This is a genomic window from Primorskyibacter sp. S187A (assembly GCF_049800955.1).
In the GTDB taxonomy this organism is placed as follows: Bacteria; Pseudomonadota; Alphaproteobacteria; order Rhodobacterales; family Rhodobacteraceae; genus JAKVBH01.
This window is the reverse complement of sequence record NZ_JBNAGA010000001.1, coordinates 1,204,031-1,227,759: the sequence shown is the minus strand read 5'-3', so window position 1 is coordinate 1,227,759 and position 23,729 is coordinate 1,204,031. Positions and strand designations below refer to the sequence as shown.

22 protein-coding genes and 1 pseudogene are annotated in these 23,729 nt (G+C 60.6%); 18 read left to right on the top strand and 5 right to left on the bottom strand.

The window, feature by feature from the left end; all coding sequences use genetic code 11:
- Positions 1-22: 22 nt before the first annotated feature.
- The gene (locus ACP15S_RS06160) at positions 23-550 is read right to left on the bottom strand and encodes a MarR family winged helix-turn-helix transcriptional regulator (RefSeq protein ID WP_425038695.1); all 528 of its coding nucleotides are present in this window, start codon (positions 548-550) and stop codon (positions 23-25) included.
- A 177-nt stretch (positions 551-727) separates the two neighbouring features.
- Between ACP15S_RS06160 and hmgA the strand changes: the two genes are divergently transcribed.
- Genes hmgA through fahA form a run of 3 tightly spaced genes read left to right on the top strand, consistent with a single transcriptional unit; the run spans position 728 to position 3,979 of the window.
- Positions 728-2,077: a homogentisate 1,2-dioxygenase gene (gene hmgA, locus ACP15S_RS06155; RefSeq protein WP_425038694.1), complete on the top strand. Its 1,350-nt coding sequence runs from the start codon at positions 728-730 to the stop codon at positions 2,075-2,077.
- A gap of 5 nt (positions 2,078-2,082) precedes the next feature.
- Positions 2,083-2,718, top strand: a complete 636-nt coding sequence (gene maiA / locus ACP15S_RS06150; RefSeq protein ID WP_425038693.1) for a maleylacetoacetate isomerase — start codon at positions 2,083-2,085, stop codon at positions 2,716-2,718.
- A 10-nt stretch (positions 2,719-2,728) separates the two neighbouring features.
- Positions 2,729-3,979, top strand: coding sequence for a fumarylacetoacetase (fahA, locus tag ACP15S_RS06145; protein WP_425038692.1), 1,251 nt, complete (start codon positions 2,729-2,731; stop codon positions 3,977-3,979).
- 70 nt (positions 3,980-4,049) lie between these two features.
- Here the strand turns inward: fahA and ACP15S_RS06140 are convergent, their stop codons facing one another.
- On the bottom strand, positions 4,050-4,790 hold the full coding sequence (locus ACP15S_RS06140) for a pirin family protein (protein ID WP_425038691.1): 741 nt from the start codon (positions 4,788-4,790) through the stop codon (positions 4,050-4,052).
- Between the two features lie 71 nt (positions 4,791-4,861).
- A complete protein-coding gene (locus tag ACP15S_RS06135) occupies positions 4,862-5,293 on the bottom strand; it encodes a DoxX family protein (RefSeq protein ID WP_425038690.1) in 432 nt (143 codons plus the stop codon).
- Between the two features lie 108 nt (positions 5,294-5,401).
- Here ACP15S_RS06135 and ACP15S_RS06130 point away from each other — a divergent pair, with 108 nt between their 5' ends.
- From ACP15S_RS06130 to ACP15S_RS06080, 11 genes and pseudogenes are all read left to right on the top strand, one after another.
- A complete protein-coding gene (locus ACP15S_RS06130) occupies positions 5,402-6,307 on the top strand; it encodes a LysR family transcriptional regulator (RefSeq protein ID WP_425038689.1) in 906 nt (301 codons plus the stop codon).
- A gap of 160 nt (positions 6,308-6,467) precedes the next feature.
- A complete protein-coding gene (locus ACP15S_RS06125; RefSeq protein WP_425038688.1) occupies positions 6,468-7,205 on the top strand; it encodes an adenine phosphoribosyltransferase in 738 nt (245 codons plus the stop codon).
- 11 nt (positions 7,206-7,216) lie between these two features.
- Complete coding sequence (locus ACP15S_RS06120) at positions 7,217-7,837, top strand: phosphoribosyltransferase family protein (RefSeq protein ID WP_425038687.1); 621 nt, start codon at positions 7,217-7,219, stop codon at positions 7,835-7,837.
- A 267-nt stretch (positions 7,838-8,104) separates the two neighbouring features.
- Complete coding sequence (locus tag ACP15S_RS06115) at positions 8,105-8,989, top strand: LysR family transcriptional regulator (protein ID WP_425038686.1); 885 nt, start codon at positions 8,105-8,107, stop codon at positions 8,987-8,989.
- 147 nt (positions 8,990-9,136) lie between these two features.
- Positions 9,137-10,276 (top strand): ABC transporter substrate-binding protein, encoded by a 1,140-nt coding sequence (locus ACP15S_RS06110; RefSeq protein ID WP_425038685.1) that lies wholly within the window; start codon positions 9,137-9,139, stop codon positions 10,274-10,276.
- A gap of 72 nt (positions 10,277-10,348) precedes the next feature.
- Positions 10,349-11,212: an ABC transporter permease gene (locus ACP15S_RS06105; RefSeq protein WP_425038684.1), complete on the top strand. Its 864-nt coding sequence runs from the start codon at positions 10,349-10,351 to the stop codon at positions 11,210-11,212.
- A complete protein-coding gene (locus ACP15S_RS06100; protein ID WP_425038683.1) occupies positions 11,209-12,009 on the top strand; it encodes an ABC transporter permease in 801 nt (266 codons plus the stop codon). The genes ACP15S_RS06105 and ACP15S_RS06100 overlap by 4 nt, the downstream gene beginning before the upstream one ends.
- Positions 12,006-13,091 (top strand): ABC transporter ATP-binding protein, encoded by a 1,086-nt coding sequence (locus ACP15S_RS06095; protein WP_425038682.1) that lies wholly within the window; start codon positions 12,006-12,008, stop codon positions 13,089-13,091. The genes ACP15S_RS06100 and ACP15S_RS06095 overlap by 4 nt, the downstream gene beginning before the upstream one ends.
- Positions 13,092-13,095: 4 nt before the next feature.
- The gene (locus ACP15S_RS06090; protein WP_425038681.1) at positions 13,096-13,989 is read left to right on the top strand and encodes a polysaccharide deacetylase family protein; all 894 of its coding nucleotides are present in this window, start codon (positions 13,096-13,098) and stop codon (positions 13,987-13,989) included.
- Positions 13,986-14,429, top strand: a complete 444-nt coding sequence (locus ACP15S_RS06085) for a nucleoside deaminase (protein ID WP_425038680.1) — start codon at positions 13,986-13,988, stop codon at positions 14,427-14,429. Before ACP15S_RS06090 ends, ACP15S_RS06085 begins: the two co-directional genes overlap by 4 nt.
- Positions 14,430-14,614: 185 nt before the next feature.
- A pseudogene (locus tag ACP15S_RS06080) lies at positions 14,615-16,014 on the top strand (NCS1 family nucleobase:cation symporter-1).
- Positions 16,015-16,381: 367 nt separating this feature from the next.
- Here the strand turns inward: ACP15S_RS06080 and ACP15S_RS06075 are convergent.
- Both ACP15S_RS06075 and ACP15S_RS06070 read right to left on the bottom strand, forming a co-directional pair.
- The gene (locus tag ACP15S_RS06075) at positions 16,382-17,083 is read right to left on the bottom strand and encodes a GntR family transcriptional regulator (RefSeq protein ID WP_425038679.1); all 702 of its coding nucleotides are present in this window, start codon (positions 17,081-17,083) and stop codon (positions 16,382-16,384) included.
- The gene (locus ACP15S_RS06070; RefSeq protein ID WP_425038678.1) at positions 17,080-18,444 is read right to left on the bottom strand and encodes a formimidoylglutamate deiminase; all 1,365 of its coding nucleotides are present in this window, start codon (positions 18,442-18,444) and stop codon (positions 17,080-17,082) included. Before ACP15S_RS06070 ends, ACP15S_RS06075 begins: the two co-directional genes overlap by 4 nt.
- A gap of 75 nt (positions 18,445-18,519) precedes the next feature.
- On the opposite strand from ACP15S_RS06070, the gene hutI reads away from it, so the two are divergent.
- Genes hutI through hutU form a run of 4 tightly spaced genes read left to right on the top strand, consistent with a single transcriptional unit; the run spans position 18,520 to position 23,718 of the window.
- On the top strand, positions 18,520-19,713 hold the full coding sequence (gene hutI / locus ACP15S_RS06065; protein ID WP_425038677.1) for an imidazolonepropionase: 1,194 nt from the start codon (positions 18,520-18,522) through the stop codon (positions 19,711-19,713).
- A complete protein-coding gene (hutH, locus tag ACP15S_RS06060; protein ID WP_425038676.1) occupies positions 19,710-21,251 on the top strand; it encodes a histidine ammonia-lyase in 1,542 nt (513 codons plus the stop codon). Before hutI ends, hutH begins: the two co-directional genes overlap by 4 nt.
- Positions 21,248-22,048 carry an N-formylglutamate deformylase gene (gene hutG, locus ACP15S_RS06055; protein WP_425038675.1) on the top strand — a complete coding sequence of 267 codons (801 nt, stop codon included), beginning with the start codon at positions 21,248-21,250 and terminating at the stop codon, positions 22,046-22,048. The genes hutH and hutG overlap by 4 nt, the downstream gene beginning before the upstream one ends.
- On the top strand, positions 22,045-23,718 hold the full coding sequence (gene hutU / locus ACP15S_RS06050; RefSeq protein WP_425038674.1) for a urocanate hydratase: 1,674 nt from the start codon (positions 22,045-22,047) through the stop codon (positions 23,716-23,718). The genes hutG and hutU overlap by 4 nt, the downstream gene beginning before the upstream one ends.
- Positions 23,719-23,729 lie beyond the last annotated feature (11 nt).

Here is a 23,729-nt window from a genome sequence, read left to right as displayed (position 1 = left end):
TGTCCTCTGTCGTGTCGCGTGTTCAGCTCTTCGCGTCGCTCTCGCGCGCTTCTTTCGAACGCATGGATTGCGCAGCCTCGTCCATTTGCGGTCGGCGCGTGGCATCCGGCAGACTGTCTAGCACGTCATGGAGCCGTTCCATCAAGACATGCATTTGATCCAATTCCTCAGGTGTGAAAGCGCTCAAAATCGCCGTCTCAAACGAGAGCGCCTCGGGCACAATCCGGTTGAATAGGTCGAGCCCTGCGGCTGTCAGTTCGATTTCAACCAACCGGTGGTCCGCCTCGCAGGTCGTTTTCCTCAGAAATCCAGATTTTTCGAGCTTGGCAACGGCGCGGCTGACGGCAGGTTTTTCAAGATAAACGCTGTCATGAATTTCGCGAACCGACATTTTTTCACGACGGGCGACATGCACCAGCACCCGCCATTCCGGCGTCGAGAGCCCATATTTTTCGCAATAGACTTTCGACAACATCTTGGTGGTTCGCGAGGACAGAACCGACAGTTTGTAAGGCAGAAAGTCTGACAGATTGAAATTGTCTGACATCATGTGAATCAGCCTCCCGCATTTCGTTGCATATGAAACGATCTTGACTCACTCTCTCACAAAATGATAATCGTTGCAAGTGAAACGAATTTCCGCCCGGTCGGTTATCGCCTGTCCAAGCTAGACTTGGTCAAAGTCGGCTTCGGCTGCAAACCGACAGCACCAAATGAGAAAAAGCGCATGAAAGACCTAGATATCAGCCTCATGGTTCAGGCCGACGGTGGCTTGACGAATCCTGGCTACATGCCCGGTTTTGGCAACGATTTTGAGACAGAGGCCCTTCCCGGAGCGCTGCCTCAGGGCATGAACTCGCCTCAGAAATGCAACTACGGGCTTTACGGCGAGCAGCTCTCCGGCACGGCCTTCACCGATGTGCGCCCCGAGCGGACATGGTGCTACCGCATCCGCCCCTCGGTCAAGCACTCCCACCGCTATGAGAAAATCGACCTTCCCTACTGGCGCTCTGCCCCCGATATCCATCCAGACGTGACGTCATTGGGCCAGTATCGTTGGGATCCGGTGCCGCATACCGACGCGCCGCTCACTTGGCTGACCGGCATGCGCACCATGACCACGGCGGGCGATGTGAACACGCAAGTCGGCATGGCCTCCCACGTGTATCTGGTCACCGACTCCATGAAGGATGAATACTTCTTCTCGGCCGACAGCGAGTTGCTTGTCGTCCCACAAGTAGGCCGCCTGCGTTTTGCCACCGAGCTGGGCATCATCGACCTTGAACCCAAGGAAATCGCGATCATCCCGCGTGGGCTGGTCCACCGGGTCGAGGTACTGGAAGGGCCTGCGCGTGGATTTGTCTGCGAAAACTATGGTCAGAAGTTCGAGCTTCCGGGCCGCGGGCCCATCGGGGCCAACTGCATGGCCAACCCGCGCGACTTCAAGGCTCCTGTTGCGGCCTATGAGGACCGCGAAGTGCCCTCGACTCTGACGGTCAAATGGTGCGGCCAGTTCCATGAGACCAAGATCGGCCAAGGCCCGCTGGACGTGGTGGCCTGGCACGGGAATTACGCGCCCTATAAATACGACCTGCGCAACTATTGCCCCGTGGGTGCGATCCTGTTTGACCACCCCGATCCATCGATCTTCACCGTTCTGACAGCCCCCTCGGGCAAGCCAGGCACTGCGAATATCGACTTCGTGCTGTTCCGCGAACGCTGGATGGTGATGGAGGATACGTTCCGCCCGCCCTGGTATCACAAGAACATCATGTCCGAGATGATGGGCAACATTTACGGCGAGTATGATGCGAAACCGCAGGGCTTCGTGCCCGGAGGTGTGAGCCTGCACAATATGATGCTGCCCCATGGCCCTGACCGCGAAGCGTTCGAGAAAGCCTCCAACGCCAACCTCGGCCCAGACAAGCTCGACAACACCATGTCCTTCATGTTCGAGACCCGCTTCCCCCAGCAACTGACCCAGTTCGCAGGCAAAGAGGCCCCGTTGCAGGACGATTACATCGACTGCTGGGCGGACATGGAGAAGAAGTTCGACGGCACGCCGGGCAAGAAGTGACCGGCATGCTGACGCTCTATTCCTATTGGCGGTCCACCACATCCTACCGGGTGCGGGTCGCGCTGAACCTCAAGGGGCTGTCTTACGAGACAGTCCCGGTGGACCTTGTCGCTGGGGATCAGCGCGCACCGGACTACGTGGCGAAGAACCCAAGCAAGGGCGTGCCCGCACTGGTGCTGGAGGACGGCACGGTGCTGACGCAATCGCTGGCGATCCTCGACTATCTGGATCACATCGCCCCCGATCCCGCGCTCTTGCCAGACGACTCGATCCTGCGGGCCAAGGTGCAAGCGGCGGCACAGATCATGGCGCTCGACGTTCATCCCGTGAACAACCTTAAAGTCGTCATGCGTCTGAAATCCGAACATGGCTTCCCCAACGATGATGGTATCGCATGGATGCGCCATTGGATGAGCGAGGGCTTGCACGCCTATCAGGCACTGCTGCCCGAGGGCCCCGTCTACAGCTTCTCGGACAGCCCGCTCCTTTGCGACATCTGCCTTGTTGCCCAACTTTACAACGCACATCGCTGGGGCGTTGACATGACGCACTTTGCCCGGCTGCTTGAGATCGAAGAGCACGCTTTGAAACTGCCGGCCTTTGACGCCGCGCGCCCTGAAAACCAGCCAGACGCGAACTGAAGGAAAACCAATGACACAGCTTCTCCGCTCTTGGGTCGAAAGCGCCAATGCGCCCGACACCGACTTTCCCCTGAACAACCTGCCCTATGGCGCCTTTCGCGCGGCTGGCGGTGATCTGCATGCAGGCGTTGCCATTGGCGACCGCATCCTTGACGTGACCGCGCTGGAACATGCGGGCCTTCTCGACCTGCCTGCAAAGGGTGTTTTTGACGCCGGTACATGGAACGATTTGATGGCCCTTGGTGCCGAAGTCTGGTCCAGCTTTCGCGCCTACCTGACAGAGGCACTGGCCGAGGGTGCCGCGCAGCGCGACGACCTTGAGCCACATCTGGTTCCCATGGCCGATGCGACGCTGGAGATGCCCTTCACGGTGACTGAGTTCACAGACTTCTACGCAGGCCGCCACCATGCCTTCAACGTGGGCTCCCTCTTCCGCGATCCGGCCAACGCCCTGCCGCCCAACTGGCTGCATATCCCCATCGGGTACAATGGCCGCGCGTCGTCGGTCGTGGTCAGTGGTACGGATGTCACCCGCCCCAACGGGCAGTTGAAAGCCCCCAACGCGGATATGCCCGTATTTGAAGCCTCCAAGCGCTTCGATCTGGAGCTCGAAATGGGTGCTATCGTCGGCAAGCCGTCCAAAGGTCGCGTCAGCGTGCAAGAGGCCGATGACATGATCTTCGGCTATGTGCTGCTCAACGATTGGTCCGCGCGCGACATTCAGGCCTGGGAATATCAACCGCTCGGGCCCTTCCAGGCCAAGGCGACGGCAACAACGATCAGCCCATGGATCGTGACCAAGGCCGCGCTGGAGCCCTTCCGCACCTCGACCCCGCCGCGCGAAAAGGAGCTTCTGCCCTATCTCGCGGAACCCGGCCCGATGCTCTACGACATCGATCTGGAGGTCGGTCTCGCCCCGGAAGGTCAGAAAGAGACGATCATCTCGCGCACAAACTATAACGAGATGTACTACTCCGCCGCGCAACAGCTGACCCACCACACCACCAGCGGATGCCCGATGCGTGTGGGCGATCTTCTGGGGTCGGGCACGATTTCCGGGCCGCAGAAGGAAAACCGGGGCAGTCTGCTGGAGCTCAGCTGGGCGGGCAAGGAGCCTCTGACGCTGGACACGGGCGAGACGCGCACATTCCTTGAAGACGGTGACACGCTCACCCTGCGCGGCGCAGCCAAAGGGGACGGTTACAAGATTGGCTTTGGCGATTGCGCAGGCACATTGCGCCCCGCCCCCGCTCTGGACTGATCCAAGGCAAACAGACATGATAAAGCCCGCCATCACAGGATGGCGGGCTTTTGTCGTGGATAGGCAAGGGTCAGGCGGCGAGATCGAAGAACAAAAACTCCGCATCCTTGCCATCTGAAAAGGTCAGCGTGCCACTGCCTTCAATCGCCAACCCATCGCCCTTCGACAGGCGGACACCGTTCACGGACAGCGCGCCATCAGCCACTTGCACCCAACCCTTGCGGCCTGCTGCAAGCGCAGTCTCGATTGATTGCGCGCCGGTCAGCGTAGCGGCATAGACACTGGCATCAGCCTGCGTGGTCATGGAGCCATCGCGCCCGTCTTGAGACAGAAAGAGTTTCAACTTGCCGTCCTTATCTTCCGGCGTCAGGTCAATGGCGTCATAGGCCGGCGCGGTATCCTGCTTTTCGGGCAGTAGCCAGACTTGCAGAAAGCGCATGGCCTCGGTCTGGGACGGGTTGAACTCGGAATGGGTCACGCCCGATCCTGCGCTCATATATTGCACCCCGCCTGCGGCCACGACGGAGCCATTGCCCATACTGTCACGATGCTCCAGCGCGCCTTCCAGAACGTAGGAGAAGATCTCCGCATTGCGGTGCGGGTGCTGGCCGAAGCCCTTGCCACCATCGACAAGGTCGTCGTTGATCACGCGCAGGTTGCCAAAGCCCATATGGGCGGGGTCGTGGTAATTGCCGAAGCTGAAGCTGTGGGCGGATTTGAGCCAGCCGAAATCTGCCGCGCCACGCGCATCGGCGGGGCGGCGCGTCAGCTGTAGTGCGTCCTGCGGTGTGATATGCTGATGATGTGTCATGTCTCTTCTCCTGAACGCAGACCCCGCGAAAATGCGGAGCCTGCGGATGGGTTGGGTGGTTGTCTTGAGCGTCAGGCCTTGAGCGCGGTTGGCACGAAACCGTCCACAACCGGCAGTTTGCGCAGGGCAAAGGCTCCGCCACCCTGAAGCGTCACGGCCAGAGCCATGGCCACCAGAACCAGCGGGAATTCCCAGCCGCCATTGGGCGCGCTGAAGAGCCAGCCGTTGGCGGCATGGACCCAGACCGAGCCAATCAGGATCGGCAGGGACAGCGCCGCCACGAAGCGCGCGTAAAGGCCGAGGATCAGAGCCGTGCCGCCCGCAAGCTCACCGAAGATCACCAGATAGGCGGCCATGGCGGGTAGGCCGAGGCTCTCGAAATAGCCAATCGTCCCGGGGATCGTGAAGACGAGGACCTTCAGAAGCCCGTGGGCCAGAAGGACAACGCCCAAGGTTACGCGGATAAGGAAAGCGCCGTAGGTGAGTTCGTTTTGCTGTGTCATGGGTTTTCTCCAGATGTGTGTTTGGTCTGAAGCGGATATTGCATTTGTCGCCCAGATTGATAATCCTGAGATCAGGAAGATCACTCATTCCAATTAGTTGATAATGATATGGACCACATCTCGCGTATTGGCGTGTTCATTGCTGTTGTAAAAGCAGGCAGTTTCGCAGGCGCGGCGCGAACTTTGGGCATCACCAGTTCTGCCGTGTCCAAGCAAATCCAGAACCTCGAGCAGGACCTGCGGGTCAAATTGCTCAATCGCACCACCCGCATCGTCTCCCCCACGGAAGAAGGCGTGGTCTATTTCGACATTGCATCGCGCGCGCTGGAAGACCTCATCGAGGCCGAAAACCAGATCAATGAGCTGAAATCGCGCCCCCGCGGGCCGTTGAAAGTCAGTTTCCCCCAAAGCCTTGGCATCAAGTATTTCGGCCATGCCATCGCCGCTTTTGCCGCCGCTTACCCGGAGGTCGAGTTGGATGTCAGCCTTGATGACCGTCTCGTGGATGTGGCGGGCGAAGGGTTTGATCTTGTGGTCCGCATCGGCGCGCTCAAGGACACCTCGCTGATTGCGCGGCGACTTGCGCCCTGCCCGCTCATGCTCTGTGCCAGCCCGGCCTATCTCGAGCGCCATGGCACGCCGCACGGGCCCGACGATCTCGCGGCACACAACGTCCTTGAATTCACCGGAAACCGAGGTCCGCATGAATGGCGTTATCGCGATGCCGCCAGTGACACCGGCCAGGTTTCGCTGCGGGGCAGTTTCAAGGCGGATTCCGGCGAGATCCTGTGCAAGGCGGCGCTGGAGGGGCTGGGTATTGTCCTGCTTCCGATCTTTTATGTCGCCGAGCACCTCAACAGCGGGCGCCTGATCGCTGTCTTGCCGGATTGTTCAACCGATCCGGATCGCGAGATCTACGCTGTCTTTCCGCCAAACCGGTTCCAATCCACACGGCTGCGCCTGTTTGTCGATCACCTTGTGACGGAAGCCAAGACCTTGCCATGGGTCAGCTGATCTCCCGTGGCGCAGAGCGGTGCGACGCAGGTCATAATCTGCGGACTTGTCGCCGGGCCGGCATCCATAAAAAATCCGCATACACCGATTAACACAATAAATTTTCTAAATTTCAGTTCGGCTGTTAGCGTCACCGGACGAAATGGGATCGAGAGCTGAGATGGATCGACGCGACTTCAAAAACGCCTTTGGCACATCTGGCCCCGTCATTCTTCCTGTCATTCATGTCCTTGATAGCGAACAGGCGGGCCGCAATATCAAAACAGCGATCGCGGGCGGCTGCCGTGGCGTTTTCCTCATCAATCACGACTTTGAGAAGGAAAGGCTCGTCCCGATCATCAAAGAGATGCGGGCGGCGTTTCCGGACATCTGGCTCGGGGTCAATTTCCTCGCCGTTACGGGCAAGTATGCCTTCCCCATTCTGGGCCAGTTGCAAGCTGAGGGCTGCCGCGTTGATGGCTATTGGGCCGATGATGCCCGCATGGACGAGCGCCGCGCGGAAGAGGACCAACCGGAGGCCGAAGAGATTGCCGCGATTCGCACATCCAGCGGCTGGGATGGGCTCTACATCGGTGGCACGGCATTCAAGAAACAGCGCGAGGTGGACCCTGCGCACTACGGCAAGAGCGCGCGGATCGCGACGCGCTATATGGATGTGGTCGTGACCTCTGGTGTGGCGACGGGCCATGCCGCGGATGTTGGCAAGATCGATACGTTTCGCGCGCATTGCGGCGAGACAGCGCTTGGCCTTGCCTCGGGCATCACCCCCGACAACGCGGCGCAATACAAAGACGCGGTAGATCTTTTCATGGTCGCGACGGGCATCAATTTCGAGGGCGATTTCTACAATATCGATCCTGAGCGGCTCACGCACCTCATAGATCAAACACAGAGATAAGGGAGACAGACATGGCACAGGACAAAGGCCCCAGAGACGATCGTTGGTATTTCTCGCTCATGGCGCCCAATACCAAAGGCGACAAGTTTGCATGGCTTGACCCGACCTCGATCTACATCAACGGCCGCGCCTATCACGATCTGCTCGATGATCTGGTGGCTGATCTCGATGCCGATGAGATTGACGTCGTCGCGGGGCTCGATGCGATGGGCTTCGTGCTGGCCGCGGGCATTGCCGCGCGGATCGGCAAGGGATTTCTGCCCATTCGCAAGCCCGGCAAGCTCTGCGTGGACACAGACAGCGCATCCATGACCAATTATTCGGGCCAGACCCAATCGATGGAGATGCGCCTGCCCGCCTTCGCGCCCGGAACGCGTGTTTTGCTGGTGGATCAATGGGTCGAAACCGGCGGCACGATGCATGGCGCGGTCCAGCTGGTCGAGCAACAAAAGGGCACGGTCGCGGGCATGGTCGCGATTGTCATGGAAGAGAATGACAATACCAAATCCTATCGCGAAAAATACAAGGTCGTGACTGCGATCCAGCCCGGCACTGAATGGCAACGTCAGGCCAACGCGCAATATCTCGAAAGCTTCAAGACCTACAAACCCGAGATGGCCTTCCCCGTTTAGGGGCAGACCACAGCGCAGGGTCGCTAGCGCAAGACGTGCGGGGCGGGATAATGGCTCTGGCAAAGAACCACATCCCGTCCTACTGATGACAACGCGCCGCCGGTGCCCCTCGACGGGCGCCGCGCAACCAGGGGATGTGGTATCCCCTTGAGTGACGTTTTGTGGGGCAATGCCATCAGCAGACTACTCCGGCAGGCAAATGTCCGGCAGATACATAACCCAACATTATGGTTGCCCACCTGTCATTTTCGGCCCTAATGTTTCTCCATGGGCGCGGTTAACCTTTCCACAGAGCTTTTGCGAACCTTCATCACGGTGATCGAAGTGGCCAGTTTCACGCGTGCCGCAGAGATCCTGGGGCGCACGCAACCTGCCGTCAGCTTGCAGGTCAAACGCCTCGAAGAGGTCGTTGGCTATCCGTTGATTGCCCGCAAGGGCAAGGAAATTTCCCTCACCGAACGCGGCGAGGCGCTGGCTATCCACGCAAGGCAAATCCTGCGCCTGAATGATCTCGCCATCGCTCAGTTCGAGCGCCGCGATCCCGCCACGAAATTGCGGGTGGGCTTGCCCGTGGACTACGCCGTCACCACGCTGCAAGCCTGCGTGACGGATGTTGTCCGAAAATTCCCCGATACTCAGATCGAAATCCGGTGTGACCTGTCCAAAAACCTGCTCACCGCCATGCGCAGCAATGAGATCGATATCGCCATTGCGCTCTTTGATGGCGATGATCAACAGTTTCTGTTTCGCAACTGGAAAGAGCAGCCGACCTGGGTGGGCGCGACGGCGTTCGAGATCCCCCGGGAGGCCGAGATCCCCCTCGTTGCCCATCCCTTTGGCTGTGTGTACCGCGACCGTATGGCCGCCGCCTTGAAGCTTGCGGGCAAAAGCTGGCGGATTGCGTTCTCAAGCCCCGGTATTGGCGGGCTGCAACGCGCCGTGCAGGATGGCCTCGGTCTGTCTTGTCTGACCGCCCCGACGGTGCAAAGCGGGATGCGGATTTTCTCCGAGCAAGACGGCCTGCCGGTCCTCGCGCCGCTGCACATCGGGCTTTTTGCGCGACAGGCGCAGCTGGGCGCGGGCGGCTACGCGGCCATGGATGCGATGATCAAAACCCTTGAGCAGCGCTCATCCCGCACAGTTAACGCATAAGCGCTTATTATGAGGGCATATCAACGATAAATTTCCAAAAATTGGCCTTTTGCCATAGCATTCTTAAAAAATCCGATTGAACCTTGGAATTCAACGGAACCTCAAGATGCTCTTTTGTTGGAAAGGGCGACCAACCGGGAGACAAAAATGTACAGACCAACCGCAACCTCATCCCTCATTGGCCTGAACCGCCGCCAGTTGCTCAAAGCAGGGGGTGCCGCGGTTTTGACGACGCCTTTCGTCAGTCGCGCCTGGGCCTCGACGACCGAGATCAACATGCTGGCCTGGTATGGCCATGGTGAGCCCGACGTGGTTGCGGAGTACGAAGCTGCAAACAACGTGAAGTTCGTGCCGAAGTACTATGCCGGTGGTGACAACATGCTGGCGCTGATCGCGCAATCCCCTCCCGGTACCTACGACCTGATCCTGTCTGACGCCGAGTTCGTTCAGCAGTTGAACCTCGCGGGTTACATCGAAGAGATGAACCCGGCTGACTATCCGCTCGATGATATGCTGCATGAGGACTTCACGCAGTTCCCCGGCCATTGGGTCGATGGCAAGATGTATTCCATGATGCTGCGCGGCGGCCATCTGGGCGTGTCCTACAACAAGAACTCCGTGACTGCAGAAGAAGCGGAAAGCTATGCCTGTTTCTGGAAGCCCGAGCTTGAGGGCAAGGTTGGGCATTTCGACTGGCACCTGCCGTCGCTTGGCATGATGAGCCTCTATGACGGCAACGGCGCCGGTCTTTGGGATCTCAACGATGACCAATGGGCCAAGGTTCAGGAGACGACCATGAGCCTGCGCAAACAGGTCGGTGGTTTCTTCGACTATGGCGGCACATTCAACGGCCTCAAGAACGGTGAGATGCAGGCGATGTGCGGCATTGGCGATTGGATCACCGGCGTTCTCGAAAAAGACGGTGCGCCGGTGGCGTCCGTCATCCCGAAAGAAGGCGGCATCCAGTTCACCGAGAGCTATTCCATCGGGAAGGGCAGCGAGAAAGCTGAAGAAGCCAAGAAGTTCATCCAGTACATGATGTCGCCTGCCGGTCAGGTGAAATCGGCGCAAATGGCGGCCTATCCCGGCTTTTGCGTGACCAAGGCAGGCCGCGCGGCACTCATCGAGGCTGATCTGGCCGAGGCCACACGCTCGCACCAGATCGACGGCGATCCGCAGGATCCGATCACCCTGATCCGCGAAGGCCGCATCCACTATCGCAACATCCCCCAGCAGCAATCGCTGGAGGACTGGAACGACTTCTGGTCCGAATACAAAAGCGCCTGATCCAGTCTCTTGATTTCAAAGGAGCGGGCGGTCTCGGGGCCGCCCCTCAATCTCTGACCGCGCGAAAGCCCCATGGCCTCCGATCCAAACAGCCGCCCCAATCTCTATGCGCTGACGTGGCGCCTGCCGATCATCTTTTGGCAACTGCTCTTCTTTGTGGGGCCGGTTCTGTTCATGGTCGCGATGTCGTTCTTCCTCGTGAAGAACTACCGCATGACAGAAGCCTTCGAGTTCGTGAACTGGACGCGGATGCTGACACGCGGCTTTTTCTGGGACAGCTATTGGTACACGATCTTCATCGCCAGCGTCTCCACCATCTGCGCGATGTGCATCGCTTTTCCAGCCGCCTTCACCCTCGCCTTCCGCGCCTCCGAGAGCACGCGACGCTGGGCCATCTTCCTGCTGATCATTCCGTTTTTCACCAGCTATCTGGTGCGCACCTTTTCATGGTTCGTGATCCTGTCCGAAAGCGGCGTCGTCAATGCCGTGCTGGGCTATGTGGGCCTTGGCCCCTACACGATGCTCAACACCAATTTCGGCACTCTGGTGGGCTACATGACGCTCACGCTGCCGCTGGTCGTGATCCTGCAAACCGTCACCATGGCCAATATCGACAAGACCCTCATCGAGGCCGCCCGCAACTTGGGCTGCTCCCCGTTGCGCACGATCTGGCAGGTGATCATCCCGCTCTCCAAGACCGGCCTGATCATTGCCGCGATTTTCTGTTTCATCCTGTCTTTCGGGGATTTCGTGGCGCCCTTCTATCTTGGCGGATCGCAGGAGCCGACCTTGCCGATCCTGATCTTGGACACCACCAAATCCGGCCAGCAATGGCCGCGCGCCGCAGTCGTCGCGATCATGATGATGGTCACGCTCTTTGCCATCGCATTTACCGGCATCGCGCTGGCCTACCGCAAGGGAAAGGGCGCGAAATGAGACAGAGCCGCTCTCTCAACTTTATTCTGGGCCTCTATGTCCTGCTGATCTTCGCTTTTGTATTTGCGCCGATCGTGTTCAGCATGATCTTCTCGTTCAACTCGCAGCGCTTCCCGACGATCCCGCTCGGCGAATTCTCAACCGAATGGTACGAAAAGATCCTCGCAGACCCGGATATCTGGAAAGCGGCGCGCAACAGCCTGATCGTCTCCGTCTCGACCGCGCTGATCGCGACGTTCCTTGGCTTCTGCACGGCCTATTCTGATTTCCGCTACAACTTCCGCTTCAAGGGCCCCTATCTGGCGCTGATCCTGCTGCCGCCCACGATCCCGCTGATCATCATGGCTTTGGCGATGCTTGCGTGGCTCTCGAAGATCGGCATGTCGGGGCAGCTCTACTCGATCATCATCGCCCACAGTGTGCTGACCGCGCCCTTTGCCATGGCCGTCATCCGCCTGCGTCTCAACCAGATGGACCCGGATCTTGAATCCGCCTCCTGGAACCTCGGTGCATCGGAATGGCAGACCATGCGCCACGTGATCATCCCGTTTTGCAAGCCCGCAATCTTCTCGAGCCTGTTTCTGACGGCGGCGGTCTCCTTCGATGAATTTGCCGTCTCGTGGTTCGTGTCGGGCCTGAATTCCACGTTGCCCGTGGTGGTTCTCGAAATCGTGCAGGGCAACATCGACCCACAGGTCAACGCCATCGGCACATTTGTGTTCCTCACCTCAATGACGCTGGTTGTGCTGGCACAGCTCTTCTTCGCCAGCCGCCAAATCAAGGGTATGCAACCATGAGCAAACCGCTGGTCGTCTTTGACAAGGTACAAAAGCACTTCGGCAGTTTTGTCGCTGTAAAAGAGCTCGATTTCGAAATTCGCGAGGGCGAGTTTCTCGCCATCATGGGTCCTTCGGGCTGCGGCAAGACCACGACCTTGCGCATGTTGGCCGGGCTGGAAGCGCCCAGTGTCGGTGAAATCCGCCTGCAGGGTCGCGTAATGAATGACGTGGCGCCTCATGAGCGGGACACGCCACTGGTGTGGCAATCGCTGGCGCTCTTCCCGTTCCTGACGGCGCGCGAAAACGTCGAGTTTGGCCTCAAGATGCGCGGCATCGACAAGGCGGAGCGCAAGGAACGCGCCATCAAGTGGCTCGACAAGATGGGCATCCTCGAGTTCAAGAACCGCCACATCTCGACCCTGTCGGGCGGCCAGAAGCAACGCGTGGCACTGGCCCGGTCCCTCGTGATGGAGCCGCAGATCCTGCTGCTGGACGAGCCGCTCTCCGCGCTCGATGCGCATCTGGTCATCCGCATGCAGGCGGTGCTGACTGACCTGCAACGCGAGTTAGGGATCACATTCGTCTATGTGACCCATTCCCAATCCGAAGCCTTCGCCATGGCCGACCGCGTGATCATCATGGGCAAGGGCGAGATCGGCCAGATCGGCACGCCCAAGGAAATCTACCGCGCGCCTGCCAACCAGTTCGTGGCCGAATTCGTGGGCCGCAACAACATTCTCGCAGGAACAGTCAAATCCGTCGACGGCGATACCGCGTGCATCACCACCGCGTCGGGGGAATTCACCGTACCGACCAATGACGTGCAGCTGACCCCGGGCCATGACGCCAGCTTCGTGATCTCCGCAGACCTCGTGCATATCGCAATGGAAGAGCCTGCGGGCGGCAACAAGGCCCATTGCAAACTCATCTCCGAGGAATTCGTGGGCTCCATGGTCACGCTCTTCCTTGAGGATGCGCAGGGCCATGAATTCAAGGTTCAGATGCAGGAGCGCGAGCTGTCGAAGTTCGAACTGCATTCCGGCGATGAGCTCTGGCTGTCGTGGGATACGCAAAGCGCACACGTCCTGAACGAAAGCTGAAAGTGTGATCCGTAATCCCATTCCCTGGCCCGGCGGCGCGAAGTGTGCCGTGGCCATCACGTTTGACATGGATGCCGACAGCCTGATCCATATTGCCAAGCCTGCGGACAGTCATGACCGGCTCTATCCCATCTCGATGGGCCGCTACGGGCCCATGGTCGCCCTGCCCCGCATCCTCGACACCTACCGCCGCTTGGGGCTGAAACAATCCTTCTTCATCCCCGGCTGGTGTCTGGAGACCTACCCGGATGTGGCTGAGGCGATCCTGAAGGACGGCCATGAGATCGGCCATCACGGCTATCTCCACGAAGACCCGATCAAGACGCGCGGGGCTCAGCGCGAATGGTTCGAACGCACGCTGGAGGTGCATCAAAGGATCTGCGGGCAAAAGCCCCGTGGCTACCGCGCGCCGGTCTATAACATCACACAGGAAGTCGTCGATCTGATGATCGAGCACGGCATGCGCTATGACAGCTCCATGATGGCCGATGACATCCCCTACAAGCTGGAGGCCCCCGGCGGCGCGCTCTACGAGATGCCGGTGCATTGGGGCACAGACGATTGGCCGCCCTTCGCGCATTACGACGAAATCGGATACATGATGCCTGTCCGCGGGCCGTCGCAGGGGTTGGCGGGCTTCTGGGAGGAGTTTGACGCGCAATATGCAGCGGGCGGGTTCTTCATGCTCATCATCCATCCCTTCCTCACGGGCCGTTTGGCCCGTTGGGCACAGGTCGAAGCCTGGATCGCCAAGACGCAAGAGAGCAAAGATGTCTGGTTTGCCACCCTTGACGAAATCGCCGATCACATGGACCTTCTACAACGGAACGGCACTTGGAACCCAAGCGTCGAACGCCTGCCCTATTACGACGGCCCAATCCTGGGGGATCAGACATGAATGCAGATGACACACGCCTGCTGCGCATCGCTTACGACGAGGCCAAGGCCGGGTTCGACGAAGGCGGCTGCCCCATCGGGTCGGTTCTGGCCCGTGGTGGCGAGGTCGTAGCGCAGGGGCGCAACCAGCGCGTCCAGAAGGGTGACCCAATCGCCCATGGCGAGATGGACGCGCTGCGCAAGGCGGGCCGTCAGAAGACCTACCGCGACACAACGCTTTATACCTCGCTCAGCCCCTGTATGATGTGCACCGGGACGATCATCCAGTTCGGGATCCCCCGCGTTGTGGTTGGCGAAAACCAGAACTTTGGCGGCAATGAAGACTTCCTACGCTCCAAGGGCGTTGAGGTCATCGTTGCGAATGATCCCGATTGCATCGCCTTGATGCAGCGCTTCATCGAGGAAAAGCCGGAGCTTTGGGCGGAAGACATCGCCGAATAGGGCGTCGCGCGTCCCGCTTGCACGCATCCAGTCTTGTGCACGCATTCATCTTATGGATGCATAAACATTTCTCATGAGACCACGGGTTTCATTTGGCGCACTAATCCGCCCGATGACAATCAAGAGGGACGAGGAGACAGCCCATGGCTTCAATTGCTTCAAGTCACGTGCCACACGGCGGCACCATGGATGCGGATGGAAACACGCTCAATCCGGCCGGTGCAGGCGAAAAACCTGGGGGTCGTTTGCGATCTTCAATATCTGGGCCAACGATGTGCAATCGCTGTTTGGCTATTCGCTGGTGGCCTCGCTTTTCATCTCTTTTGGCGTGGGAGGGTGGACTGCCTTTGCCGCTCTGATCACCGCGGGCCTCTTCGTGATGTGGATGGTAAATCTCTCCGGCGCGCCGGGCGAAAAATATGGCATCCCCTACCCGGTCGTCGCGCGCGCCAGCCTCGGCACGCAGGGCGCAAAGCTGCCCGCCATATTGCGCGCAATTGTTGCCGTCTTCTGGTATGGCGTGCAGGTCTATTTCGCCTCCACGGCGCTCGCGCTGCGGATCTACTCGATCACGGGCGCCAGCGGTGGCACGGAATATCTGGGGCTGACGGCCGTTGGCTGGATTTCCTTCCTGATCGTGTGGTTGTTCCACATCATCATCTTCTGGCGCGGCATGAACTGGGTCGAAACCTTCCTGAACATCGCGGGGCCGTTTGTATATCTCGTGATGATCGGACTCGTGATCGTGCTGTGGCAGCGCTCGGACGGGCAATTGCTTGAAGCAACCGCGACAATCTTTGCGAACCCTGAAGGCACCTTCTGGACCGAAGCGAAGGGCTTTGTCGCCATCGTTGGCACCATGGTGGCCTATTTCGCCGCCGTCATGATCAACTTCAGCGATTTCTCCCGCTACGCCAAAGACAAGCCGACCATGATCCGTGGCAACCTGCTTGGCCTGCCGTTCAACATGATCCTGTTCTCGGCGCTGGCGCTTCTGACAACCGGCGGCGCGGCAGTGGTCTTTGGTGAAGAGATCATCAACCCGACCGAGATTGTGGAGCGGACAGACAGCGTGTTGCTCGGCATCATCGCGGCCATCACCTTCTTCGCCGCGACCGTGGGCATCAACCTCGTGGCAAACTTCATCCCGGCCGTGAACGGCATTGCCAATCTGGCCCCGGAGAAACTCAGCTTCCGCACATCGGGCCTGATCACATCGGTCTTTGCCCTTGTGATCGGCGGTCTGTGGGTGAGCTTCATCAGCCAGGTCGGGATCAGCGGGTTCGTGAACACTCTGGGCGCGGTGCTGGCTCCGATCTTCGGGATCATGATTGTGGATTACTATCTCCACCGCAATCAGGAGCTCAGCGAGGCGGACCTCTACAACATGGACGGCGGCATCTATCACTACAACAACGGCTGGAATGGTGCCGCGGTCAAGGCCTTTGCTGCGGCGGCAATTTTCTCGGTCGCCACAGTCTGGATCCCGTGGTTCTCCGTCCTGTCCGGGTTCAACTGGGTGATCGGGGCGGTCCTTGGCGGCGTTCTCTACAACGCCATCGCCAAGCCAGCCGCCAAAGCCTGAGCATTTGCAACCTGAAGGACCGGATGGGCATGTGCCCGTCCGGTCCTTTTCTCTACGAGCCGATCTCAAGCGGCCCCCGATTGAGACCCTCTGGCACGATCCGACGGGGCGCCGATACCAAAAACCAATTCATGTGCTTCGTATTGTCGGCATTGATGGCGCTGCGCCCAACGTGATCTGTGGATCAGTCAATGGTCGCGCTTGTGAAGCAACGTCTACGCAACAGCGTATTTTGCGAGTGTTTCATTGCAGTGAGAACCTCTGCTCTGCTTGTTTTTAGGCGGCGTGCCCAGCGTCTGCCGAGCGCGCTCGTGTCCCGCACTGCCATCACGTCCAATAGTCAATTGGTGTGGACGGGTCCGGCAGATCAAATCCGTGTGCGCAAGGTATAGCCGGGCGCGAACAACAGGCGGACCTTGGTCACGGATGCCGCATTGTCCCACGTCAACCGATCCATGGCGAAGAGCGCACTCTGAGTGGGCACACCGAGGATATCGGCAACCTCTGGCCCAGCTTGGACGGAGGAAAAAGCGATGTCGCCATGTGTGTAAGGCGCGTGTTTCAACAGCCATTCGTTTGCGCTGACGCGGTCAAACCCTTCCGAGGCCGCCTCGGGGACAACCTCGGTATTGATCCACCGGTCCTCGAAGGCATAAGGCGCGCCATCCGCGAGATGCAGCGCCCGCAGGTGAAGCAGTTTTTGCGCCGATCCCGTCTTCATGGCGCCGCTGACCTGCACAGGTGCCGCGACAAAAGCCCGTTCAATCAGGAAATAACCATAGCTTGCGCCGCCTTCCTCAATCTCGTGTCGGATCACGGCGATATTCAGCGTCGCTTTGGCCACCGGTGCCGCGGCGACCCGCGTGCCTGCTTTGCGCCTGCGGTCCAGCAGGCCGCTCTCCGCCAAAGACCTCAGCGCGCGGTTCACGGTCGAGCGCGCACAGCCAAACTCCGCCGCCAGATCAGCCTCGTTGGGGATCAGATCACCCGGCGACCATTCGCGCGCATGTATCCGCCGCAGGACTTCCTCCTGAACGCTCTGCCAGCTGCGAAAGGTCTGAGTGTTCATAGCGCGTCTCTCAAAGCGTCCATTGCCCGTTTGTAATCTGCCGTGATACGCGCGCGCTGGATATGCAAGCCATCCCTGACCATATGCCGGCCCGCCGACCAGACGTCGGTCACAAGACGGTCATCCCCGGCAAATATCCACGTGTCCAGAGCCGTGTCGCCCGTGCGACCCCACAGATGTTCGGATGTTGTATCAAGACAGAGCAAGTCTGCCCACGCGCCGGCTTCAATGCGCCCGGTCTGGCGGCCAGAGGCCTGCGCGCCACCCTTCAAAACCTCGTCGAACAAGCGTCGGCCCGTGGATTTTTCAGGCGTGGCCAGGGCAGCGCGTGTCCTGTCGCGCAGGCGTTGCGAATAGTCGAGCGTGCGCAACTCCTCGCTCAGCGAGATGCGGATGTTGCTGTCGGACCCGATGGCGATGGCCCCGCCGTTGTCCAACCAACGCACACCGTCAAAAATCCCATCACCCAAGCTGCTTTCCGTGATCGGGCACAGGCCCGCCACGGCACCTGAACGCGCGAGTGCACCGGTCTCTTGGGGCGTCATCTGGGTGCAGTGGATCAGGCACCAGCGCCCGTCCAGCCCCATATGCTCCAGCGCCCAGTCCACCGGGCGCGCGCCCCAGGCCTGCTGGACCTCTTCCACTTCCGCGACCTGCTCGGCCAGATGCATGTGGATGGGTCCGCTCGGGAAATGCGCAGCGTAGCGCTTCAGATCATCGCGCCCGACAGCGCGCAGCGAATGTGGCGCCACGCCAATCGCGGCATCCGGGGCCGCTGCATCAATCGTCGTGGATGCCGCCGCATGCAGCACCTGAAACTGATCAAACCCGTTGCCAAACCGGACCTGCCCGATCGTCAGCGCACGCTGATCACAGCCGCCAAATTGATAATGCACCGGCAAGAGGCACAGCCCCATGCCGGAAAGCCCGGACGCGGCAATCACCCGATCCGACATCTCGGCGATAGTGTCGTAGGGCGCGCCGCCGGGCTGGTGGTGCAGATAGTGAAATTCCACTGACGCGCCGTAGCCCGCCTCCAGCATTTCCATCTGCACAAACGCCGTGATGGCCTCGATATGCTCGGGCGTCAGACGGTCAAGGAAGCGGAACATCAACTGGCGCCAGGTCCAGAAACTGTCGGTCGGGTCCGGGCCGCGCCGCTCTGTGAGGCCCGCCATGGCCCTCTGAAACGCATGGCTGTGCACGTTGACCGGCGCAGGCAAGAGCATCGGCACCCGCATTCCGCGTTCCGGCGCATTTTCGGCAACGGTTTGGATGCGACCCATTGCATCAAGATCAACAGCGACGCCACAGGCCCAGCCCGTCGGCAACAACGCCGTCTCCGCCCAAATCGTCTGCATGAGTGCTCCGCTTGACAGGTTATTATGTCCATACATAAAAGCATTATACGTAGATTTTATCAAGCGAGTCGCCCCATGCTCCTGACAAATGCGCAGATCGTCTCCCTGCACGACGGGGCGAGCTATGGCCTGATCCGCGATGGTGCCATTGCCCTGCGCGGCCAGACGATCGCCTGGGTCGGTGAGGCTGATACGGTGCCGGAGCTTTACCGCGATGATACACGCCACGATCTGGGCGGCAGGCTTGTCACGCCTGCCTTGATCGATTGCCATACACATATGGTCTTTGGCGGAAACCGCGCCGCAGAGTTCGAGCAACGCCTCAATGGGGCAAGCTATGAAGAGGTCGCCCGCGCCGGTGGCGGGATCGTCTCGACTGTCAAGGCCACCCGCGCGGCCTCCGAAGAGGCCCTCTTGCAAGACGCGCTGACCCGTGTGGATGCAATGGTCGCCGAGGGTGTTAGCCTCCTTGAGGTGAAATCCGGCTATGGGCTCGACCAAGAGACGGAGCTGAAGATGCTCCGCGTCGCGCGCAAGATCGCGCAGGAGCGCCGCATCGACGTTCGAACAAGTTTCCTCGGCGCCCATGCGGTGCCGCCGGAATACGCAAACGATCCCGATGGCTATATCGACGACGTGTGCATCCCTGCCTTGCGCGCGGCCCATGCGGAGGGGCTGGTCGATGCCGTGGACGGGTTCTGCGAGGGGATTGCCTTTGATACGGCACAAATCGCACGCGTTTTCGATGTTGCTGTCGAGTTGGGCCTGCCCGTCAAACTCCATGCCGAGCAGCTGTCCAACATCGGCGGCACACAACTGGCGGCGCGCTACGGTGCGCTCAGCGCCGATCACGTGGAATATGCCACCGACGCCGATGCCCGCGCGCTGGCCGCTGCGGGCACCCTTGCTGTGGTCCTGCCGGGCGCATTCTACACGCTGCGCGAAACGCAAGTGCCGCCCATTCAGGCGTTCCGCGAACACGGCGTGCCGATGGCGCTGGCCACCGATTGCAACCCCGGCTCCTCGCCACTGGCCTCATTGTTACTCACGATGAACATGGCCTGCACCCTGTTCCGCATGACCCCGCTGGAGGCCCTACTGGGCGTGACCACCCATGCCGCCATGGCCCTTGGCCTGAGTGATCGCGGACGGATCGCCCCGGACATGCGCGCCGATCTGTGCGTCTGGGACGTCTCGCACCCCGCAGAACTCTCTTACCGCATCGGGTTCAACCCGCTTCACCAACGCATCTTCAAGGGGGTGCTATGACTGTCACACTCACACCCGGCGCCGCGACGTTGGCGCAGCTGAAAGGCATCTGGGCGCAGAACCGCCCCGTGGTTCTGGACCCTTCGGCCCATGCCGGGATCAGCGCGGCGCAGGCGCTTGTGACCGAGGCGGCCAATGGCGAAGAGGCCGTCTACGGTGTCAACACCGGGTTCGGCAAGCTTGCCAGCGTCAAGATCGCCGCCAGCGACGTGGCCACGCTTCAGCGCAACCTGATCTTGTCGCATTGCTGCGGTGTGGGAGAGGCGCTCGACGCGGCGACCACCCGGCTGATGATGGTACTAAAGCTGCTGTCGCTTGGGCGTGGGGCGTCCGGCGTGGCCATGAGCACGGTCAAGATCATCGAAGACATGCTGGCGCGCGGCGTGATACCAGTGATCCCCGCGCAAGGCTCTGTGGGGGCTTCGGGTGATCTGGCCCCGCTGGCCCATATGGCGGCGGCGATGATTGGCGAGGGCGAGGCGGTCTTTGAAGGCGCGCGCATGCCCGCAGCCGATGCGCTTGCCAAGGCGGGCCTAACGCCCATTGTGCTCGGCCCAAAGGAAGGGCTTGCCCTGATCAACGGCACGCAGTTTTCCACCGCCTGCGCCCTTGTGGGCCTTTGGGGCGCATGGCGCAATGCGGCGACTTCCGTCCTGACTTGTGCGCTTTCCACCGATGCCATCATGGGCTCCACCGCGCCGTTGCAGGATGCCATCCACACGCTGCGCGGCCATCCCGGGCAGATTGCCGTGGCGCGCGCACAGCGCGCGCTCATGGATGGCTCCGAGATCCGCGAGAGCCACCGCGATGGCGACACCCGGGTGCAAGACCCCTATTGCATCCGCTGCCAGCCGCAGGTGACGGGCGCGGCCATGGACCTCTTGCACTTTGCCGCCCGCACGCTTGAGATCGAGGCCAATGCGGTGACGGACAATCCGCTGGTGCTGGTGGAAGACGGCCTGATCGTCTCGGGTGGCAATTTCCACGCCGAGCCGGTGGGCTTTGCCGCCGACCAGATTGCTGTGGCCATTTCCGAGATTGGAGCGATTGCCCAGCGGCGCGTGGCGCTCATGGTAGACCCGACGCTCTCGTTTGACCTGCCCCCCTTCCTCACGCCTGATCCGGGGCTCAACTCCGGCCTGATGATCGCAGAAGTCACGACGGCGGCCTTGATGAGCGAGAACAAGCATCTCGCCAATCCTTGCACAACCGACAGCACGCCCACATCCGCCAATCAGGAGGACCATGTCTCCATGGCCGCCCATGCCGCGCGGCGGCTGGAGCGGATGAACCGAAACCTCAATGTCATCCTCGGCGTCGAGGCGATGTGCGGCGCACAAGGCATCGAATTTCGCGCGCCGTTGCAGACGAGCACAGCCTTGAAAGCCGCCATGGCGACCCTGCGTGCGGAGGTGCCAACGCTGGCGGAAGACCACTACATGGCGCCCGGCATCGAGGCCGCGGGCGCGCTTGTGGCCACAGGGGCCCTCGCCGCATCGGTTGATCTTCCGGCCTTCATCACAGGAGACAGCGCATGACGCCCGTAACGGTGCAACGCGGAGACGGCCCGATTGTTCTGGGGCTGCCCCATACCGGCACCTTTGTGCCCGACGATGTGCACGCCCACCTCAATGACACCGGGCGCAAGCTGGCCGATACGGATTGGCATATAGACCAGCTTTATGACGGGCTGCTGGAGGGCGTGACCATCGTGCGCGCCACCCATCACCGCTATGTGCTCGATGTGAACCGCGACCCGTCGGGCCAGAGCCTCTATCCCGGCCAGAACACCACCGGGCTCGTGCCGCTTACGGATTTCGAGGGGCGCGACATCTGGGATACGGCCCCGGATGCCGATGAAATAGCGCGCCGACTTGATGCGCTGCACCGGCCTTATCACGCGGCGATGGCGGCGGAGATGACGCGCATCCGGGATCTGCATGGCGTGGCAATCCACTATGATTGTCACTCGATCCGCTCGCGCATCCCGTTTCTCTTTGATGGAACGCTGCCGGATTTCAACATCGGTGACGACAGCGGCACCACCTGTGACCCGCGCATCACCGCGGCCGTCGAAGGCATATGCCATGGCGCGGAAGACTACACATCCGTGACCAACGGAAGGTTTCGCGGCGGTTGGACCACCCGTCACTATGGCAGACCCGCCGAGGGCTGGCACGCGGTGCAGATGGAGCTCGCGCAATCGAGCTATCTGACGGATGAGGCCCCGCCCTGGGCCTATGATCCCACCAAAGCAACTGCGCTGCGTCGCCACCTCGGCGCGATCCTCACCACATTGGCCGAATTGGCCCCGACCCTTGGAGGCATTCGATGAACAATCCTCGCCACAACCAACGCGACATTTTTCCGCCCACCGGCCCCGAGATCACCGCCAAGAGCTGGCTGACCGAAGCGCCCATGCGGATGCTGATGAACAACCTGCACCCCGACGTGGCGGAGAACCCCCATGAGCTGGTCGTCTATGGCGGCATTGGCCGTGCGGCCCGCACCTGGGAGGATTTTGACGCGATCGTTGCAGCCCTGAAGGATCTCGACGAGACCCAGACACTGCTGGTGCAATCCGGCAAGCCCGTGGGCGTCTTCAATACACACAAGGACGCCCCGCGCGTGCTCATCGCCAATTCCAACCTCGTGCCGCATTGGGCCAATTGGGACCACTTCAATGAGCTCGATAAGCGCGGGCTCGCGATGTACGGCCAGATGACCGCCGGGTCGTGGATCTACATCGGCACGCAAGGTATCGTTCAAGGCACCTACGAGACCTTCATGGAAGCAGGCAGACAGCACTACGATGGCAACCTCAAGGGCCGCTGGATCCTGACAGGGGGCTTGGGCGGCATGGGCGGCGCGCAGCCGCTTGCGGCGGTGATGGCCGGCGCCTGCTGTCTCGCCGTGGAATGCGACGAGAGCCGCGCCGATTTCCGCCTGCGCACCCGCTATGTGGACGAAAAGACCCATGACCTCGATGAGGCTCTGGCCATGATCGACCGCTGGACCGACGCAGGCGAGGCCAAATCCGTGGCGCTTATCGGCAACGCGGCGGATATCTTTGCCGAGCTGGTGAGGCGCGGCGTCAAACCGGATATGGTGACAGACCAGACCTCCGCCCATGATCCGATCCATGGCTACCTGCCGCAGGGCTGGTCGGTTGCGGAATGGCGCGCCAAGCAGGAAAGCGATCCCGCCGCGGTGGAAAAAGCCGCGCGCGCCTCGATGAAAACCCAAGTCGCCGCGATGGTGGACTTCTGGAACGCGGGCGTGCCCACGCTGGATTACGGCAACAACATCCGTCAGGTCGCGCAGGAGGAAGGGCTGGAGAACGCCTTCGCCTTCCCCGGCTTTGTGCCCGCCTATATCCGCCCGCTCTTTTGCCGGGGCGTGGGCCCGTTCCGCTGGTGTGCGCTCTCGGGTGATCCGGAGGATATCTACAAGACCGACGCCAAGGTCAAAGAGCTGATCGACGATCCGCATCTGCACAACTGGCTCGACATGGCGCGCGAACGAATTGCGTTTCAGGGCCTGCCCGCGCGCATCTGCTGGGTCGGTCTGGGCCAGCGTCATAAGCTTGGTCTGGCGTTCAATGAGATGGTCCGCACGGGCGAACTCAGCGCCCCCGTTGTGATTGGCCGTGACCACCTCGACAGCGGCTCGGTCGCCTCGCCCAACCGCGAAACCGAGGCCATGAAAGACGGCTCGGACGCCGTCTCCGACTGGCCCTTGCTCAATGCGATGCTGAATGTCGCGGGCGGGGCCACATGGGTCTCGCTGCACCACGGTGGTGGCGTCGGCATGGGCTTTTCGCAGCATTCCGGCATGGTCATTTGCTGCGATGGCACGGAAGATGCCGACCGCCGCATCGCCAATGTGCTGTGGAACGACCCCGCCTCCGGTGTCATGCGCCACGCAGACGCTGGTTACGAAGAAGCACTGGACTGCGCGCGCGAAAACGGCTTGAACCTTCCGGGTATTCTGGGCCGCGGATAAGAGCGATGACA

Bases quoted from the DNA above. Each gene is read 5' to 3' on its own strand.
- fahA (WP_425038692.1), top strand. From the start codon at position 2,729: ATGACACAGCTTCTCCGCTCTTGGGTCGAAAGCGCCAATGCGCCCGAC.
- ACP15S_RS06115 (WP_425038686.1), top strand. From the start codon at position 8,105: ATGGGCGCGGTTAACCTTTCCACAGAGCTTTTGCGAACCTTCATCACG.
- ACP15S_RS06085 (WP_425038680.1), top strand. From the start codon at position 13,986: ATGAATGCAGATGACACACGCCTGCTGCGCATCGCTTACGACGAGGCC.
- ACP15S_RS06075 (WP_425038679.1), bottom strand. From the start codon at position 17,083: ATGAACACTCAGACCTTTCGCAGCTGGCAGAGCGTTCAGGAGGAAGTC.
- ACP15S_RS06070 (WP_425038678.1), bottom strand. From the start codon at position 18,444: ATGCAGACGATTTGGGCGGAGACGGCGTTGTTGCCGACGGGCTGGGCC.
- ACP15S_RS06140 (WP_425038691.1), bottom strand. From the start codon at position 4,790: ATGACACATCATCAGCATATCACACCGCAGGACGCACTACAGCTGACG.
- hutG (WP_425038675.1), top strand. From the start codon at position 21,248: ATGACGCCCGTAACGGTGCAACGCGGAGACGGCCCGATTGTTCTGGGG.
- ACP15S_RS06160 (WP_425038695.1), bottom strand. From the start codon at position 550: ATGATGTCAGACAATTTCAATCTGTCAGACTTTCTGCCTTACAAACTG.
- hmgA (WP_425038694.1), top strand. From the start codon at position 728: ATGAAAGACCTAGATATCAGCCTCATGGTTCAGGCCGACGGTGGCTTG.
- ACP15S_RS06135 (WP_425038690.1), bottom strand. From the start codon at position 5,293: ATGACACAGCAAAACGAACTCACCTACGGCGCTTTCCTTATCCGCGTA.
- ACP15S_RS06130 (WP_425038689.1), top strand. From the start codon at position 5,402: ATGGACCACATCTCGCGTATTGGCGTGTTCATTGCTGTTGTAAAAGCA.
- ACP15S_RS06100 (WP_425038683.1), top strand. From the start codon at position 11,209: ATGAGACAGAGCCGCTCTCTCAACTTTATTCTGGGCCTCTATGTCCTG.
- hutU (WP_425038674.1), top strand. From the start codon at position 22,045: ATGAACAATCCTCGCCACAACCAACGCGACATTTTTCCGCCCACCGGC.
- ACP15S_RS06110 (WP_425038685.1), top strand. From the start codon at position 9,137: ATGTACAGACCAACCGCAACCTCATCCCTCATTGGCCTGAACCGCCGC.
- hutI (WP_425038677.1), top strand. From the start codon at position 18,520: ATGCTCCTGACAAATGCGCAGATCGTCTCCCTGCACGACGGGGCGAGC.
- ACP15S_RS06120 (WP_425038687.1), top strand. From the start codon at position 7,217: ATGGCACAGGACAAAGGCCCCAGAGACGATCGTTGGTATTTCTCGCTC.
- hutH (WP_425038676.1), top strand. From the start codon at position 19,710: ATGACTGTCACACTCACACCCGGCGCCGCGACGTTGGCGCAGCTGAAA.
- ACP15S_RS06095 (WP_425038682.1), top strand. From the start codon at position 12,006: ATGAGCAAACCGCTGGTCGTCTTTGACAAGGTACAAAAGCACTTCGGC.
- ACP15S_RS06105 (WP_425038684.1), top strand. From the start codon at position 10,349: ATGGCCTCCGATCCAAACAGCCGCCCCAATCTCTATGCGCTGACGTGG.
- ACP15S_RS06125 (WP_425038688.1), top strand. From the start codon at position 6,468: ATGGATCGACGCGACTTCAAAAACGCCTTTGGCACATCTGGCCCCGTC.
- maiA (WP_425038693.1), top strand. From the start codon at position 2,083: ATGCTGACGCTCTATTCCTATTGGCGGTCCACCACATCCTACCGGGTG.